An 18,501-nucleotide genomic window follows, 5' to 3' on the forward strand; every position below is an offset into this window, starting at 1 on the left:
AAATGAAAGCAATGAAAAAAATCGCATCAGTTGTTTTATCATTATTAATGGTTGTTTCTATAATTGGTGTTATGCCAACTCAAACAGATGCAGCTATCAAGGTTTTGACAGGCAAAAAGACAACTATTTCAATAGGCGAATCATATGGTATCGCTACATTAGCAAAGGGAGTTAAATACTCTACAAGCAATAGCAAAGTTGCTTCAGTTAACAGCAAAGGTTCAGTAAAAGGTAAAAAAGCCGGTATTGCAAAAATTAAATTATCATCAAGTGCCGGAACAGCAACAGTTAAGGTTACTGTTACACCAACTAAGGTAAAAGGTGTTAAGGCTAGCATTGCTTCAAGTACAGAAACAGCTTCAAACGTTACTGTATCTTGGAAGAAAGTAAAAGGAGCAACAGGTTATTATATCTACAAATCAACAAATAAGAACAAGGGATTTAAGAAGGTTGCTACAGTAAAAAAAGGTAAAAAAACAAAAACTACAATTAAGAATGTAGCCGGTGGTGCAACATATTACTATAAAGTAAAAGCTTATGCTAAAGCAGGCAAAAAAGCAATTGCTAGTAGCGAATATTCAAATGTTGCAAGCGTAAAAACTTGGAAGTTGACTTGGTCAGATGAATTTAATGGAACAAGTTTAGACCTCAATTCATGGAAATATGAAACAGGAGCAAATGGATGGGGTAATGAAGAATTTCAGGATTATACAGAAGGAAAGAACATTAAATTTGAAAATGGTTGTTTAGTAATTATTCCTAGAATGGAATATGATTTAGTTGCTAAGAAACCTGTATATTGCTCATCAACAAGAATTAATACTAAAGGTAAAAGAGAATTTACTTATGGTAGAATGGAAATAAGAGCAAAGGCATCTAAAGCAAAAGGTACTTGGTCAGCAGGATGGATGCTTGGAGCAAACAATGATACAAAAACATGGCCATTATGTGGTGAAATTGATATTTTAGAAGCAATGAACGGTGGAGTTCCACAGACAATCCATTGCCCATATTTTAATAACCAGTCAACATCTCATGGAAATAAGAATTATGACACAGGTCTTACACAGGCTACTGCAGCAGCAGATTTCCATACATATACAGCAGAATGGAATGAAAATTCAATCACATTCATGGTAGATGGAAGAGTAGTTGGTGTATATGATCCTTCAAAATTCAGTGCAAGTATTTTCAATGAAGCTTGGGTATTTGATCATTCATTCTTCTTCATTCTTAACTGTGCAATCGGTGGTAACGCTGCAGGAACAGTTACAACAAATGGATGGACATTAACAGGAACAAATGGAAATATTCAGACATATGAAGACTACTATTATGTTGACTATGTAAGAGTATATCAGTAAGATAAAATTGACTGTCACCCGTTAAGTGGCGGGTGACAGATATAATAAAACCTTAGGAGGGAATAACATGGTTACAATTAAAGATGTTGCTAGAGAAGCAGGAGTTGCAATATCTACGGTTTCTAATGTATTTAACAATGCTGACATCGTAAGTGAAGATACAAAACAGAAAGTATTAGAGGCGGTTGAAAAATTGCATTATATCCCTAATATGAATGCAAAGTTATTAAAATCTAATAGAAAGAATACAATAGGATTATTTGTAACAAGTTTACAGGGAGATTTCTATAAGGTTTTAACACAGGCAATTCATTTGCAATGCAAATTAAACGATTACTTATTAAACATATATGTAAGTAATGACAACTCACCGGATGAAATATATCGTATGATAATTGCATCAGGCGTAGCAGGAGCAATAATTTATCATGAAGATTTAACAGGCGATTATGTAAAGCGAATTGCAACAGTTAATATTCCAATGGTATTTATTGATAGAAATTGTAAGGGAAAAAATATTTCAGGAGTATTTGTAGATGACAAATTAGGAGCATCTATGGCAGTTGACCATTTGATTAAACTTGGTCATAAGAGAATCGGTTACATGCATGGTAACGAAAGCGGTGACGATGAACATCGTTATGCCGGATATGCGGAGATGATGGAAAAGAACAATCTCCCAATCGATAAGGAATTAGAAGTCAGAGGATATTATGAGGAATCACTTGCGTACAGTGAAATGAGATCACTGTTATCAAAAGGAATTGATATCCCGGATGCTATGTTCTGTGCAAATGATGAAATGGCATGGGGCGTTATTCAGGCATTTCAGGATATCGGTGTGAGAGTACCTGAAGATGTAAGTGTTATCGGATATGATGACAGTACAATTAGTCCTTATTATGGAGTACCTCTTACAACAGTACACAGCCCAATTGCAGAAATGGGTAGTGTAAGCGCAAATGAGCTTTTCAGATTGCTCAAATCAGATGATGATAAGAATGGAACAGTAACTAAATTATCACCAAAAATGGTTTATAGAAGCTCATGTGGTAGAGCAAAAGAAAGATAAAAAAGAAAATTATTAGCGTAAGCATAAAGATAAATATAATGATAAAAAAAGGAGTAATAAAATGAGTAACTACAGACTTGAAGGTAAGACTTTTGTTATAGATGATTATGATAGAATGCCGGCTTTTTCAAGCTTTTTGCCAGGTCTTGCAGGTGTTAAAGGAATTCCAATGTGGACATTCTACACTAACAGAGGACAGGGAATGAATAGTTTTGGTATTGGCAACAAGGGAAATGCCATTATGGAATTTAACTCAGCTAATACAGCATTTGAAAACACACAGGTAAAAGGTTTTAGAACATTCTTAAAAATTGATGGACAGTACTATGAACCATTTTTCCAGTATGAAGATGATGCAAAACGTTCAATCAGAATGAATAAAAACAGTTTCAAGATTATTGAAAATAATACTAAATATGGTATTGAGGTTACAGTAAATTACTATGTACTTCCAAATGAAAGTATCGGAGCTCTTGTAAGACAGGTTTCTGTTAAGAATACAGGAGATAAGGCTAAGAACATCGAAATCGTAGATGGTCTTCCAAAGATTATTACATACGGAATTGCAAATGGTGAATTTAAGGAAATGTCTAACTTATTTAAAAGCTGGGCAGACATTAAGAACCTTGAAAACAAAGTTCCATATTATACACTTAGAGCTTCAACAAAGGATTCAGCTGAAGTATCAGACGTTGAAGGTGGTTACTACTATTTAACAATTAAGGATAATGAATTACAGGACGTAATCTATGATGTAGATACAGTGTATGGTTATGACTTATCTCTTATGAAACCTGTTAATTTTGTAGAAGGTGGAATTGATAAAGTATTAGCAAAGAAACAGTGTTTTGCTAATAAAGTACCTTGTGGATTTACTCCATTTAAGGCAGAAATTAAAGCCGGGGAAGACTTCTCATTCTCAACAATGATTGGTTTTGCAGGTTCAGTTGAACAGATTAATGCTAAACTTGCAGATTTCACAGTACCTGGTTATTTAGATAAGAAATTTGAAGAAGCAGAAGAATTAGCAGATAGCTTCACTTCAGATATTAAGACAAAGACAGCAGCCGGAATATTTGACCAGTATGTAGAACAGTGTTACTTAGATAACTTCTTAAGAGGTGGATATCCATATGTATTAAACAAAGATGGAAATAAGTCAGTAATTCACTTGTTCAGTAGAAAACATGGTGACCCTGAAAGAGATTACAACTTTTTCTCAATCGCTGCTGAATATTATTCACAGGGTAATGGTAACTTCAGAGATGTATCTCAGAACAGAAGAAATGATGTATTCTTCAAGAAGGACGTTGGTGACTTCAATGTTAAGACATTCTTTAGTCTTATTCAGGCAGATGGATACAATCCACTTGAAGTAAGACCAAGTCTTTTCAATGTAATTGAAGGAAAAGAAGATGAAGTTCAGGCTTATGTTGAAGAATCAATTAACGGTGATGCTACAGCAATTAAGGAAATTGTTGCAGGTAAATTTACACCGGGACAGATTTCAAACACAATTGCAAAACTTCAGTTAGAACTTAAGATTGATGATGGAGAATTCATTGCAAATATTTTAAATAACTGTAATCAGAACATTGAAGCAGGATTTGCTGAAGGTTATTGGAGTGATCACTGGGATTACAATATGGATTTAGTAGACAACTACTTAAGCATTTTCCCAGATAAGATTGATGAGTTCTTATTCGAAGACAAAACATATAAATTCTATGACAGTGTAGCAACAGTTGTACCACGTGATGAAAAATACGTAATTAACAACAAAGGTGCTGTACGTCAGTATGGTATGGAAGTTGAAGATGAAGAAAAACTTGCAAGACCTGGATTTAATAAATGGGCTACAAATTGGTTACAGACAAAAGACCAGAAGCCATATATGACAACATTATCAGTTAAGATGATTATTTTAGCACTTAGCAAATTCGCTCAGCTTGATGTTGACGGAATGGGTGTTGAAATGGAAGGTGGAAAACCGGGATGGAATGATGCCATGAACGGACTTCCTGGATTATTTGGTTCAGGTACACCTGAAACATTTGAATTAAAGAGACTTGTAAACTTCATCATTGACAATTTCGAAGGCGAAGGCAAAATCGTAATGCCTGCTGAAATTGCTAAGTATTTAAGAGATGTTAAGGCTACATTAGATAAGGCAAATGCAGGCGAACTTAACGATTTTGAATATTGGGATGCAGTTGCAACAATCAGAGAAAATTATAGAGAAACAATTAAACTTTACTTTAGTGGAGAAGAAACAGCTCTTGCTAAATCAGAAATAGTTGAAATCTTCAAAGCATTTGAAGCTAAGATTGAAAAAGGCATTGCAAAAGCAGTTGAAATTGGTGAAGGCGTAGTTCCTACATACTTTACACATGAAGTAACTGACTTTGAACCAGTTGTAGATGCTGATGGAAATCCTGTAATGAGTCATTATGGATTACAGAAAGCTAAAGTTAAAGGCTTTAAGGCAGTTCCACTTCCAGCCTTCCTTGAAGGACCTGCAAGAATGATGGGATATGTTGATACAGACACAGCACGTGAAATGTTTAATAATGTTAAAAAGACAGATATTTACGATAGCAAACTTGGAATGTATAAGACATCAGCTTCAATCGAAGAATGCTCAATGGAAAATGGACGTTGCCGTGCATTTACACCAGGATGGCAGGAAAGAGAAAATGTATTCCTTCATATGGAATATAAATATATGTTGGCAATGATTAAAGCGGGATTATATGATGAATTCTACGAAACAGTAACAAGAGCGTTAGTTCCATTCTTAGATCCAAATATGTATGGAAGAAGTATTCTTGAAAATTCATCATTTATCGCATCAAGTGCAAATCCAAATGAAGACATTCACGGAAGAGGTTTTGTTGCAAGACTTTCAGGTTCTACAACAGAAATGATTTCAATGTGGATTGAAATGTTTACAGGTGGAAAAGTATTTACATATGAAAATGGAGAATTAGTACTTAACTTCACACCAAAGCTTGCAAAATGGTTATTTGATGAAGGAAAGGCTACATTCAGATTATTATCAACTTGTGATGTAACATATGTAAACAACACAGGAAAAGATACATATGGTGCTGATGCAGCAGTAGTTGATAAAGTAGAAATAGACGGAAAAGTAGTTTCTACTGAAAATAAGATTACAGGCGAATTAGCAGAAGCTGTACGTGATGGAAAAGTAGACAAGATTACTGTTTATTTTAAATAGATGCTAAATGAATAGGCGGAGATCCAGGAGGGTGTCCGCCTTTTGTGTGAATAGTGATTGCAAAAAACGCAAATTTTTATAAAAAATTAACAGTTTACACACTTATAAAGACATACAAAGGATACGGGCTGTGGTTTTTGCGAACGCTTACTTGAGTATATTAGAAAGAGGAGAAGAAATGGGAAGTCTTAAATATATAGATAAAAAAGGTACATTTACACTGGACAATCCTGATTTAACAAGTTATATGTATTTTCCACTTGCAAATGAAGCAGGAATGATGAGTGCAATTACTCCTGATTTAGGTGGTGACATTAAGTTAGATCAGAATACATTTTTGTTAGAGCCTGTAAGTAGTGAAAATTTACATAATAACAAATCAAGCAGAAATTTCTGGGTTTATGTTGAAGGAAAAGGAGCATGGTCTGTTACAGGTAGATCTGCAATGCAACAGGCACAGTTGTTTACAGATAAAAAAGATGATGTGAAATTAACTGCAGGTATTATGTGGCATGAAATAGAAAGAAAATCAGATGAATTTGGATTGTCAGCTAAAATTACATCATTTGTACCTTCTACTGATGATAAAGTAGAACTTACTAAGATTGTAATTACTAACAATACAGAGGGAGAAGTAGAATTTACACCTACAGTAGCAATACCTATGTATGCACGTTCTGCGTCAAACATTCGTGACCATAGACACGTTACATCATTATTACATAGAACATACACAATAAAAGACGGTGTAGTAATTAATCCTACATTAACATTTGACGAAAGAGGTCATAACCTTAATAAAGTTTATTATGCGGCATTAGCTAAAATGACAGGATTTGAGAAAATGGTTAATCCTGAAAGTTTCTGCCCTGTTACAGAAGAATTTATAGGAGATGGTGGAAATTTTGAAAATCCATATTATGTGATGAAAAACATGCCATTACCATACAAGGCAGGAGAAGAAGTTGACGGTTACGAAACTGTAGCAGCAATGCAGTTTGAAAAAGTAACATTAATGCCAAAACAGTCAAGAACTTTCGTAGTAGCTTTAGGTTACGGCGAATCAATGAATGATATAAATGAACTAAGTAAAAAGTATTTATCTGTGGAAGAATTTGATAAATATTTAGAGGAAACAAAGGAATTCTGGCAGAAAAAAATAAATGTAAGTTATAGTTCAGCAGACAAGGAATTTGACAATTGGATGCATTGGGTAAACTTCCAACCGATGCTAAGAAGAATTTATGGATGTTCATTCTTACCACACCATGATTATGGAAAAGGTGGAAGAGGATGGAGAGATTTATGGCAGGATTGCCTTGCACTCTTAATTATGGAACCGGCTAAAGTTCGTGGCATGTTAATTGATAATTTTGGTGGAGTCAGATTAGATGGAACAAATGCAACAATTATCGGTTCTAAGCAGGGCGAATTTATTGCTGATAGAAATAATATCACAAGAGTATGGATGGATCATGGCGCATGGCCATATCTGACAACGGAGTTATACATTGAACAAAGTGGTGATATAGAATTTTTAACAGAGAAAAATGCATATTTTAAGGATCCGCAGGTTTGCCGTGGTGAACAGAAAGACTTAGAGTGGAATGATGCACAGGGAAATAAGCAGTTAACAAATGATGGAGAAGTATATGAAGGAACAGTACTTGAACATATGCTTATGCAACATTTGACATCTTTCTATGATGTAGGTGAACATAATCATATTAGACTTAGAGGGGCTGACTGGAACGATGGTCTTGATATGGCTGATGAGAGAGGCGAAAGTGTAGCATTTACAGCACTTTATGGTGGAAATCTTGGAAATATGGCAAAACTTATAAAGAGTTATGCTGACATGACAGGAAATGAAACTGTCGAATTAGCTAAAGAAATGCTTTTATTATTAAATGTTGATCCAACAGTTTATGATAGTATAGACGAAAAACATGAAGTGTTATACAGCTACTGTGAACAGGTAAAGCATAGTGTAAGTGGTGAAAAAGTAAATGTAAAATGTACAGAGCTTTGTACAATACTTAATAGAATGTCACAGTGGATAGCAGAGCATATCAGAAATACAGAATGGATTAAGAGTAAAGATGGTTACTCATGGTTTAATGGTTACTATGACAATCATGGAAATGCTGTCGATGGTGATTTTGAATCCGGTGTAAGAATGATGATTACAGCTCAGGTGTTTACAATTATGGCAGGAACAGCAACTAAAGAACAGATAAAAGACATTACTGCAGCAGCAGATAAATATCTTTATGATGAAAAAGTTGGTGGATATAGATTGAACACTGATTTTAAAGAAGTAAAAACTGATCTTGGAAGACTTTTTGGATTCGCATATGGTCATAAAGAAAATGGAGCAGTATTCTGTCACATGGCAACAATGTATGCAAATGCATTATATCAGAGAGGATTTGCAAAAGAAGGATATCAGGTTATAAATACTCTGTTTAAACATTGTAATGACTATAAAGTAAGTGGAATATATCCGGGAGTACCTGAATATATCAGTCAGCGTGGAAGAGGAATGTACCATTACCTTACAGGGGCTGCAAGCTGGATGCTTCTTACAGTTTTAAATGAAATGTATGGAGTAAAAGGTGAAATCGGAGCGCTTAAATTTAAACCAAAGCTTTTAGCTAAACAGTTTGAAAATGGAGAAGCTTCAGTAAGTTGTATGTTTAGAGGTACAAATATACATGTAACTTATAAGAATGGCATGTGTAAAGACGCAGGCGATTATAAAGTTGCAGCTATTTATATTGACGGACAAAGATACGGCGAAACAGATACGATTGCAAAAGAAGATGTAGACAAATTTGGTGATAAGGCTGATATTGTGGTTGTATTACAATAGAAAGTTTATATTTTTTTGATTTGAATATTAAAACTGAAGTAAATTTAAAGATTAAAGCATAGCGGGGAATCTATGGGTTCTCCGCTATATTGATAAAATGCTAACAGAGACATACGGAGATGATAATAAAGCAATGCTAATTTCCACTATTGTTTTTGTAAAATAAAATCAGGAAGTTGAAAGGAAAAGAGAAAATGTTTGAATGGGGAAGAGCAATATGCTATTCAGGGTACAGAGAAAATCAAAGTCCATTAAATGAAACATATCCAACATATGATGAGATAAAGGAAGATTTACGAATAATTGAAAGCGAAGGATTTAAATACATAAGAATGTATTCGCCGGTTATTTATGCAGAAATGACATGTCAGGTTATTAGAGATTGCGGAATGCGAATCAAGGTAATGCTCGGACCTGAACTGATTTCAGAAGTTAATAATCCGGGATGCTCATGGGTCAAAGAAGTCTATACTGATGAAGAATTAGCTAAAAGGGCAGAATTTAATGACAGACGAATTGATAATCTTATAAGAATTGCAAATGAAAATAGTGACATAATAAACGCAGTTTCTATAGGAAATGAAAATACTCCTGAGTGGGGAGCTAATAATGTTCCGGTAGAAAGATTAATATCTTTTGCAAAAAGATTAAAAGCAGAAACAAATTTGCCTGTAACATTTAATGAAGGTGCATTTGAATGGGTAAAACTTCAGGAACTTGCCAAATATCTTGATATTATAAGCGTACATTCATACCCTCTTTGGTATGGAAATACAGTAGAAGAAGCATTGGCAGTTAACAAAGAATGGTATAAGAAGATATGTGATTTATATCCTGATAAGCCTGTTATCTTTTCAGAGGTAGGCTGGGCGACTGATTGTGCTGATTTTTCTCAGATGAAGGAAGGTCAGGCAAATGAAGAAAATCAGAAGAGATATTATGAAGAATTCTGGGATTGGTCAGACAAAGAAAAAATAATATCTTATATGTTTGAAGCTTTTGATGAACCTTGGAAAGGTGGCAACAGGCCAAATGAAGCAGAGAAGAACTGGGGAATATTCAGAGTGGACAGAACACCAAAGTTAGTAATGCAAAAATAAAAAATAAATTAAAATCTCTCTTACTGAAAAGCAGTTAGAGAGATTTTTAATTTAAAGGAAATTTTGCACATTTATAGTGATGCCGGAGTTTATTTTATAAAAATATTTTTATAAATAATATTTTTTAATCAATATAATTAGAAATGTTGTAGTATTATTTGAAAATGAAATGTAAATATAAAATTATTTCAATAGTTTTTTACAAAAAATAAAACAAATAAAGGTAAATTAACCGTGCAATTATGCTAATTTAATCGCAAAAAACATAATATTATTGGTTGTAATGCACAAAATAATGTGTTAGAATTATGGATGTAATAAAAAGGTTTTTATAACCAGAATATTGAAAGGAGAATAAAATGAAATTTAATAAGATTTCAAGAAAGGTATTGGCATATGCGTGTGCAACAGCAATGGTATTTTCAAGCGTATCTGCTTATCAGGTGTTGCAGGTAAGTGCATATGAAGAGAGTGATTACACAACTATAGGTGACGACAAGACTGTAACTGTAGGTGATTGGACTTTATATGCAGGTAAATGGGGATCAAATACAGGAGAAATGGCTTATGCAGGAAGTACAGTTGACGACTTAAGCTTAAAGGTTATTTCATCAGATGGTAACTCAGGCTGTTGGAAATTACAGGCTAAGCACACTGTTACAGGATTAACAAAAGATACTACATATGATTTAAAATTAAAAGTTAAAGCATCTCAGGCAGGAACTCTTTATGAAAAAATTGAGACACCTGAAGTAATAAAGACAGGTATTGAAATTAAAGAAGGTGAAAATGAAGTTACAGTTCAGTTTAAAGCAACTTCAGAATCAACAGGAATGGTACTTGAATTGAGCGGAATTCCATCTGGAACAGTACTTGATTTTGGAGGAATTACATGTACAGAAGCAACAGAAATTGAAACAACGACAGAGCAGCAGGCAGATGCAGAAGGATACTATTCATCAGCAAAGGGTAAGTGGACAACATCATTGCCATGGCAGGTATTTACTGTTGGCAGCATGAAATATAAAGGAACAGCAACTAAGAATGCTGTAACAGCTGACTTTAAATTTTTAGAAGCAGGCGGTGGAGACTGGAATACACAGGCAAGAGTTCCTGCAGATAAACAGGTATTTGGACCATTAGAAGCAAGTGGAGATGGAGTAAATTATAAGGTTAAAGTTGCTTATACTTCTACAGCTACATTTGGAGCTAACCTTCAGTTAAACGGAGCAAATAATGATGTTACATTTGAAGAAGGAACACATGAATTGAATTTAGATTATGTTTCAAAGGCAGATTATCCTGTAATCTTTATGAATTTAGGAAATGCTGTAGCTAATTCACAGTTGACATTTACTATGACATTTACAAAGGATGGAGAGACAGAACCAACAACAGAAAGTACAGAAACAACAACAGAAGCAGTTGAAACAACAACAGAAGCAGCTGAAACAACAACAGAAAGTACAGAAACAACAACAGAAGCAGCTGAAACAACAACAGAAAGTACAGAGACAACAACAGAAGCAGTTGAAACAACAACAGAAGCAGCTGAAACAACAACAGAAAAGCAGGAACCTGTTGAAATAACAATGGATCAGGAATTCAATGCAGATGGAGATCGTGAATTAGGCGGATATACAATTTATGTTGGTCAGTCATGGAATGGTTCAACAGCAGTTGCAGGTGTAGATGCAGAAGACGCAGATCACATCAAAGTTCAGCAGAAGACAAGTAACTGGGGTCAGGCATGGGGCTTACAGGTTAAGAAAGAATTTAGCGGACTTGTACCGGGAGCAAAATACTCAATCTCATGGAAGATAAATGCAGAATCAAATGACGGAAAAGTTTTAGTAACAAATAATGAAGCACAGATTGCATTAGTAGGTGGAGAACAGGTATTAACCGGAGAATTTACAGCAACAGAATCTGGAACAGGAGAATTCGTAGTAGGAATGGGCTGGGTAGGTTTAACAAATCCAATCGAATTCTTTGCACCTGAAATTACAAAAATTTCAGACCCTGAAACAACAACAGAAAATACAGAAACAACAACAGAAGCTCCTGAGACAACAAAGGCTCAGGAAGAAACAACTACAAAGTCAGCTGAAACAACAACTGCAAAAACAGCAACAACTGCAAAAACAGCAACAACTACAACAGTAGCACCAACAACAACAGCTCCTGCTACAACAGTAGCACCAGCAAAAGTAACAGTTAAGAAAGTTGCTATTAAGAAAGCTACAAAGAAGAAATCAGCAAAGAAAGCTTCAATTGTACTTAAGAAAGTAAGTGGAGTAGCAGGATATCAGGTTAAGGTATCAACAAGCAAGAAATTTGCTAAGAAGACAACAGTTACAGTTAATGCAAAGAGCGTAAAAGTAACAGTTAAGAAATTAAAAGCTAACAAGACATATTACGTAAAAGCAAGAGCTTACAAGAAAGTAAGTGGAAGCAAAGTATATGGTAAATGGAGTAAAGTAATAAAAATAGCTAACAAGTAATTTAATACAACCAAACTAATTTAGGAGAGTAGTTTTTACTACTCTCCTTTTTTTTGAACTATTTTTATTTGTGAAAAAAGTAAATAAAATGGCTTAAAATAGTCATAAAATGTTCAGTACTTGTGTATTTTGCACAATAAAATAACAAATATAAGAAAATTAAATATGTTGTGCAATGTGCACAATAAAAATGTTTTTTAAACTGTGATATTGTTGAAATGTGCACATAATTATGATAAAATTTAAAACAACATTGGGGCACATAATAAATGTGTAGCACATTATGAAGGGAGACAATAAAATGAAAATTAGGAAAGGAATTAAGTTAGCCTGCTCATATGGTCTTGTGGCAGCAATGGTTGTTACAAGCGCTACAGGCTATCAGGTAAAGAATGTTAGTGCGGCAGATCAATATGGAATTGCTTTATTGGATGGAGAAGTAGCTGTTCCTGAAGGATATACCTTACTTAATGAAGGATGGAATCCATTGGGAGAGAATTTAATCTACAAAGTTGGAGACAAGAATGATGTAGATGGTTCAGAATGGAATCTGTATTCAGGCAATTCATGGTCAGGAGTTTCAGCAGCAGCTAAAGATGGAGCTGATGGACAGAAAACAGTATCTGTATATGTTATAAATACTGCAGCCCAGGCTTGGGGACTACAGCTTGAAAAGGTTTTTGGTAATTTAGAAGGTGGAAAGTTCTATAAATATAATATTAAGTATACAGTTGATGGAACAGAAAATTCATGGGAAGAAACGACAATAGCTGATGAAAACGGACAGATTAAGGTTACTAAAGATCTTAGTGGCGTAGTTAAGGCGGGACAGACATTTACTGTAACAGATGTTACTGTTGAAGAGGCAACGGTTAGTGATGAAGTAAGATGGCTTACAACAGATAGAAACCTTGCATATCAGAAATCATCATCAGTAAGTAATTATAAAGAAGGTAACAATGATTCAACAACACTTACAGATGGTATTTGGGATAAGTGGAATGGTAATTATGTTGGTGTTAAAACACCGGGATATTTTGAAGTAGATTTAGGACAATCATATGCAGCTTCAAGTATTGATGAAGTAGTAGTATGGTTTAGAAATGGTCAGGCAGAATTATATCCGGCAAACGGATTCGATATTCAGTTCGGGGATACAACATTTAAGACGGTTGCATCTGTAACAGAATACCCGGCAGGAGCATCTACAGACCAGAAAGATGGCTCTCAGTACATGGTCGCTAAGGTACTTGACAAAGATAGCCTTAAGGGAAATGTTAGAAAAGTAAGAATAAATGTAAATCAGGCAGTTAACTGGGGAACACAGATTACAGAAATTGCTGTATTCTCAGAAAATCCACAGGGACCTGTAGAAATGGAAAAGGCATCTGCTCCTGCAGGAGTTACAGCAACATCTGATGCATACAATTCTATTACATATTCTGTTGAAGCAGCAGAAGGTCAGGTTGAAGCAGGATATAAATATATGGTATATGCAGGTGACAAGGTAATTGGTGATAATGTTGAAGCCGGAAAGTCATACACAGCAACAGGTGTTGATGCAGGTGAATATACAATTACAGCAAGAGCCGTATGTGATGATATGGATGTTTCAGATGTGATTGAAGCAACAGAAACAGTAAAAGTTACAGATATCTCTGAATTAGTTACAGGAGCAAATAATATTGCAAACACTAATAATAATCCTGAAGCTAAGATAATAGACATTTCATCATATTACAATGACGGATATACACTTGAAAATGCAGGCGTTGCAATTGATGGAAACATTGCAAGTGGTGAAGATAGTGGCGCTGCAATTAGAACAGCTGCAGGAGAAGAAGCAAGTGTTGTACTTGATTTAGGAGATGCGTATCTTCCATCACAGTTTGAAAAATTAATATTAGGATATTCTAATCCAAGAACATATGCAGCAGATACTAAGGTTGAACTTTCATTAGATGGTGAAAACTATACAACTGTAGCAGAAAATAATGGTTATTCATGTAAGAAAGACAATGCAGGAACAGCTGACTTAAATATTATTAATTTAGATAAATTAAGTGATTACACAGAAGCAGGAGTAAGATACGTTAAGATTTCTGTTTCAGGCGGTAGCAACGGATGGGGTTATGTAATTAATGAAATCGGTGTAGGCTTAAATGTAACAGTTGATGATGCTAAGGTTTATACAACAAAGACAGCTGTAGATGCACCTGTAATTGAAAGTAAATCATATACTGGCGAAGCAGTTGTAGCTGATATTGAAGATACAGATGTATACAAAGTAACAAAGAATGATGGTGGAATTGATGTAGGAGCATATGATGTTGAGCTTACATTAAAGGATGCTGATAATTTCTACTGGAGCGATGATAACAAAGCTAAGGCAACAACAAAGACAGTTAAATTTGAAATCGTTAAAGCAGACAGAAATGCACCTGAAGGAATAGAAACAGTTGCATCAACATTAGAAGAAAATGCTGATGGTAAAATTACAGGTGTTACAGATGAAATGGAATACAGAGCTGAAGGCGATGAAGAATACACAGCAGTTACAGGAACAGAAATTGCTAATGTAAAAGCAGGAAAGTATTTTGTAAGATATGCTAACAGCAAGAATTACAATACATCTGAAGATGCAGAAGTAGAAGTTGGAACAGGTAGAAAGTTAAATGTTACATTAACAAATGGAACAGGATATACATTAACAACAGAAGATGAAGCAAGTGTTGTATACGGAACAGAGTATACAGTTAAGCTTGAATTAGCAGCAGGATATACAAAGGATAGTAAGCCGGTTGTTAAAGCTAATGGTGTAGAAGTAGTTGTAGCAGAAGATGGAACATACAAGATTGAAATTAAGAAAGATACAGAAATTACAGTAGAAGGTGTAATTGCAGATATTCCTGAAACAACAGCAGCACCTACAACAGCAGCACCTACAACAGCAGCACCTATAACTACAACAACAGCTCCTGCAACAAAAGTAGCTCCTGCAAGTGTTACAGTTAAGAAAGTTGCTATTAAGAAAGCTACAAAGAAGAAATCAGCAAAGAAAGCTTCAATTGAACTTAAGAAGGTAAATGGAGCAGCAGGATATCAGGTTAAGGTATCAACAAGCAAGAAATTTGATAAGAAGACAACAGTTACAGTTAATGCTAAGAGCGTTAAAGTAACAGTTAAGAAATTAAAAGCTAACAAGACATATTACGTAAAAGCAAGAGCTTACAAGAAAGTAAGTGGAAGCAAAGTATATGGCAAGTGGAGCAAAGTTGTTAAAGTTAAAAACAATTAATTTCTAAATATTTCATTAAACTATAAAGCTATCGGCAGAGTTTCTGTCGGTAGCTTTATTAATTGTATGGAATCATAAGGAAAAAATATGTTAAAATGAAGTCATTGAAAAAAGAAACTTGATAAAGTAGGAGGAGTTATGACTTTAACACAGTTAAGATATGCAATAACAGTTGCTAATTCAGACTCAATGAATGAAGCGGCTAGAAATCTGTTCATATCACAGCCTAGTCTTTCTGCGGCTATTAAAGAATTAGAAGAAGAAGCCGGAATAGAAATATTTAGAAGAACTAATAGAGGAATATCTGTTACTCCGGAGGGAGAGGAATTCATAGGATACGCCAGACAGGTAGTTGAACAATACAATTTAATAGAAAATAAGTATATTGATAAAAAAGAATCAAAGAAAAAATTCAGTGTATCAATGCAACATTACACATTTGCAGTAAGTGCATTTGTGGAAATGGTAAAGCAGTTTGGTATGGATGAATACGAGTTTGAAGTTCATGAAACGAAAACTTATGATGTAATTGAAGATGTAAAAAATTTCAAAAGTGAAATCGGTATTTTATATATAAATGATTTTAATAAAAAAGTGTTAACTAAGCTTTTTAAGGAATCAGGTGTTGAATTTCATGAAATATTAAAGTGTCATATATATGCATATTTGTGGAAAAATCATCCATTGGCAAATAAAAAAGAGGTTACGCTTGAAGAACTTGAAGAATATCCATGCTTATCATTTGACCAGGGAAAAAATAATTCGTTTTATTTTGCAGAAGAAGTATTAAGTACTTATAGTTATAAAAGGCTTATTAAGGCGAATGACAGAGCAACATTTCTTAATCTTATGGTTGGGCTTAATGGATATACATTATGCTCAGGAATTATCTGCGAGGAATTAAATGGAGAAGAGTATTGTGCGGTAAAGTTAAAGTCGGATGAAATAATGACTATAGGCTATATCGTAAGAAAAGGAGTAACGGTAAGTCCTTTGGGAAGGAAATATTTGGAAGAAATAAGTAAATTTAAAGATAAAGCATTAGAATAACATGATTAAATACAGCTTGCTATAGACAAAACCTATAACAAGCTGTATTTTTTTCGATTAGCACAATTTCTACTAAGGTGCTATACTTTGAAAACATAAGGAATAAAACAATTGAAACAAAGAAAATTAAGTCACAATATATAATAACTTAATAAAGTTAAAAAAGTACATAGAAAGTGCTAATTTAATTATATTAATAAAACAAGTTGATTAGATACAGAAAAATGTATATATGCTGATTAGATTGAAAATGGAAATGAGGTGAGGGCATGTCAGAAATATTAATTCAAAATGTAAGTAAAACATATTCTACAAAAGATGGAAATGTTCAGGCTTTGAAAAATGTAAATTTATCAATAGAGCAGGGAGATATATATGGAATCATTGGTATGTCCGGTGCAGGAAAAAGTACATTAGTAAGATGTATTAATTATTTGGAAGAACCAACAGAGGGAAAAATTTTTATTAAAGGAAAAGAACTTGGTAGTTTTTCTAAGAAAGAACTTAGAAAGCAAAGAGAAGATATCGGAATGATATTTCAACATTTTAATTTGCTTATGCAAAAGAGTGTTCTTGAAAATATATGCTTTCCACTTTATATACATGGGAAGAAAAAGACAGAGGCTAGAAAAAGAGCAAAAGAATTACTTGAAATTGTAGGACTTAGTGATAAGGCAAAAGCATATCCGGCTCAGCTTTCAGGAGGACAAAAACAGAGAGTTGCAATTGCAAGAGCATTGGCATCAAATCCTAAAATTCTTCTTTGTGATGAAGCAACAAGTGCTTTAGATCCGCAGACAACAGCGTCAATACTCGATTTGCTTAAAGAGATAAATCAGAAATTTGGAATAACGATTGTAATTATTACACATCAGATGTCAGTAGTCAGAGAGATTTGTTCGCATGTAGCAATTATGAAGTCAGGGGAAGTTGTTGAGGATGGAAAAGTATCAGAAATATTTACACACCCTAAATCAGATGTAGCGAGAGAACTTATTAGCAGAGATTTGGGAAATGATATTGAAAATACAGGAAAGGTGGCAGCAAAAATCAGCAAAGGGAAGAATGTAAGAATTGTATTTTCAGAAAATTCATCATTTGAACCTGTAATTGCAAATATGATTTTACAATTTAATGAACCGGTAAATATTCTCAAAGCCAATACTAAAAATGTTGGTGGAGTTGCTAAAGGAGAAATGATATTAGGATTTCAGGAAGATAGCAATAATGTAGAAAAGATGAAAGAATATTTGATAGAAAGAGGTTTAGAGATAGAGGAGGTGGACAATTATGTGGAGTAGTGAAGTAAACAATATGATTTTGAATGGAATATTGGAAACGCTTTATATGACATTGTTGTCTACAACCGTTGGATATTTATTTGGACTGCCGATGGGGGTGTTGTTAGCAGTATTTGACAAAGATGGGCTTAAACCAAATAGAGCTGCATATAAAGTGATAGACATAATAGCAAATATTGTAAGAAGCATTCCTTTTCTTATTTTGTTAATTTTAGTAATTCCATTAACAAAATTAATTGTGGGACAGAGTTATGGCTCGTCGGCAACAGTTGTACCGTTGGTAGTAGCAGCAATCCCATTTATAGCACGAATGGTTGAATCTTCATTAAAGGAAGTAGATTATGGAGTTATAGAAGCGGCAAGAGCTATGGGAGCAAATGATTTTACAATAGTTGTTAAGGTAATGATTTTAGAATCAAGGACATCCCTTATAACAGGAGCAACAATTGCAATAGGTACAATTCTTGGTTACTCAGCGATGGCAGGAACTGTCGGAGGCGGAGGCCTTGGTGATATTGCAATTCGATATGGATATTACAGATATGATTCAGCAATAATGATTGTAACAGTTGTGTTATTAGTAGTTCTTGTGCAGGTGTTTCAGTCAGTAGGAATGGTAGTTGCATCAAGACTTGATAAAAGAAAATAGACAAAAATATAAAATAAAAAACTAATTAGTAAAAATAAATTAATAAC

General features: G+C 34.1%; 10 protein-coding genes. All 10 read left to right on the forward strand.

Annotation, left to right across the window (positions count from 1 at the left end; all coding sequences use genetic code 11):
• The first annotated feature begins 2 nt into the window (after positions 1 to 2).
• The 10 genes from DWW96_RS12215 (at position 3) to DWW96_RS12260 (ending at position 18,454) form a co-directional block, all read left to right on the forward strand.
• On the forward strand, positions 3 to 1,364 hold the full coding sequence (locus DWW96_RS12215) for a family 16 glycosylhydrolase (RefSeq protein WP_022088817.1): 1,362 nt from the start codon (positions 3 to 5) through the stop codon (positions 1,362 to 1,364).
• Positions 1,365 to 1,431: 67 nt separating this feature from the next.
• The gene (locus DWW96_RS12220; RefSeq protein WP_022088818.1) at positions 1,432 to 2,436 is read left to right on the forward strand and encodes a LacI family DNA-binding transcriptional regulator; all 1,005 of its coding nucleotides are present in this window, start codon (positions 1,432 to 1,434) and stop codon (positions 2,434 to 2,436) included.
• Positions 2,437 to 2,497: 61 nt separating this feature from the next.
• Complete coding sequence (locus tag DWW96_RS12225) at positions 2,498 to 5,677, forward strand: cellobiose phosphorylase (protein WP_117910608.1); 3,180 nt, start codon at positions 2,498 to 2,500, stop codon at positions 5,675 to 5,677.
• Between the two features lie 178 nt (positions 5,678 to 5,855).
• Entirely contained in the window at positions 5,856 to 8,552 is a 2,697-nt protein-coding gene (locus DWW96_RS12230; RefSeq protein WP_117910609.1) for a cellobiose phosphorylase, read from the forward strand.
• A 194-nt stretch (positions 8,553 to 8,746) separates the two neighbouring features.
• Positions 8,747 to 9,652: a glycosyl hydrolase family 17 protein gene (locus DWW96_RS12235; protein ID WP_117910610.1), complete on the forward strand. Its 906-nt coding sequence runs from the start codon at positions 8,747 to 8,749 to the stop codon at positions 9,650 to 9,652.
• A gap of 359 nt (positions 9,653 to 10,011) precedes the next feature.
• Complete coding sequence (locus DWW96_RS12240) at positions 10,012 to 12,156, forward strand: hypothetical protein (RefSeq protein ID WP_117910611.1); 2,145 nt, start codon at positions 10,012 to 10,014, stop codon at positions 12,154 to 12,156.
• Positions 12,157 to 12,457: 301 nt separating this feature from the next.
• Positions 12,458 to 15,454, forward strand: coding sequence for a discoidin domain-containing protein (locus DWW96_RS12245; protein WP_117910612.1), 2,997 nt, complete (start codon positions 12,458 to 12,460; stop codon positions 15,452 to 15,454).
• A gap of 138 nt (positions 15,455 to 15,592) precedes the next feature.
• On the forward strand, positions 15,593 to 16,504 hold the full coding sequence (locus tag DWW96_RS12250) for a LysR family transcriptional regulator (protein WP_117910613.1): 912 nt from the start codon (positions 15,593 to 15,595) through the stop codon (positions 16,502 to 16,504).
• A gap of 269 nt (positions 16,505 to 16,773) precedes the next feature.
• Complete coding sequence (locus DWW96_RS12255; RefSeq protein ID WP_022088256.1) at positions 16,774 to 17,805, forward strand: ATP-binding cassette domain-containing protein; 1,032 nt, start codon at positions 16,774 to 16,776, stop codon at positions 17,803 to 17,805.
• Positions 17,795 to 18,454 (forward strand): methionine ABC transporter permease, encoded by a 660-nt coding sequence (locus DWW96_RS12260; protein ID WP_117910614.1) that lies wholly within the window; start codon positions 17,795 to 17,797, stop codon positions 18,452 to 18,454. Before DWW96_RS12255 ends, DWW96_RS12260 begins: the two co-directional genes overlap by 11 nt.
• The last annotated feature ends 47 nt before the right edge of the window (positions 18,455 to 18,501 follow it).

Origin of the sequence: Eubacterium sp. AF17-7 (genome assembly GCF_003461285.1) — a bacterium.
In the GTDB taxonomy this organism is placed as follows: Bacteria; Bacillota; Clostridia; order Lachnospirales; family Lachnospiraceae; genus Eubacterium_U; species Eubacterium_U album.

Coding starts and splice junctions, on each gene's coding strand:
- DWW96_RS12215 (WP_022088817.1), top strand. CDS start 3: ATGAAAGCAATGAAAAAAATCGCATCAGTTGTTTTATCATTATTAATG.
- DWW96_RS12220 (WP_022088818.1), top strand. CDS start 1,432: ATGGTTACAATTAAAGATGTTGCTAGAGAAGCAGGAGTTGCAATATCT.
- DWW96_RS12225 (WP_117910608.1), top strand. CDS start 2,498: ATGAGTAACTACAGACTTGAAGGTAAGACTTTTGTTATAGATGATTAT.
- DWW96_RS12230 (WP_117910609.1), top strand. CDS start 5,856: ATGGGAAGTCTTAAATATATAGATAAAAAAGGTACATTTACACTGGAC.
- DWW96_RS12235 (WP_117910610.1), top strand. CDS start 8,747: ATGTTTGAATGGGGAAGAGCAATATGCTATTCAGGGTACAGAGAAAAT.
- DWW96_RS12240 (WP_117910611.1), top strand. CDS start 10,012: ATGAAATTTAATAAGATTTCAAGAAAGGTATTGGCATATGCGTGTGCA.
- DWW96_RS12245 (WP_117910612.1), top strand. CDS start 12,458: ATGAAAATTAGGAAAGGAATTAAGTTAGCCTGCTCATATGGTCTTGTG.
- DWW96_RS12250 (WP_117910613.1), top strand. CDS start 15,593: ATGACTTTAACACAGTTAAGATATGCAATAACAGTTGCTAATTCAGAC.
- DWW96_RS12255 (WP_022088256.1), top strand. CDS start 16,774: ATGTCAGAAATATTAATTCAAAATGTAAGTAAAACATATTCTACAAAA.
- DWW96_RS12260 (WP_117910614.1), top strand. CDS start 17,795: ATGTGGAGTAGTGAAGTAAACAATATGATTTTGAATGGAATATTGGAA.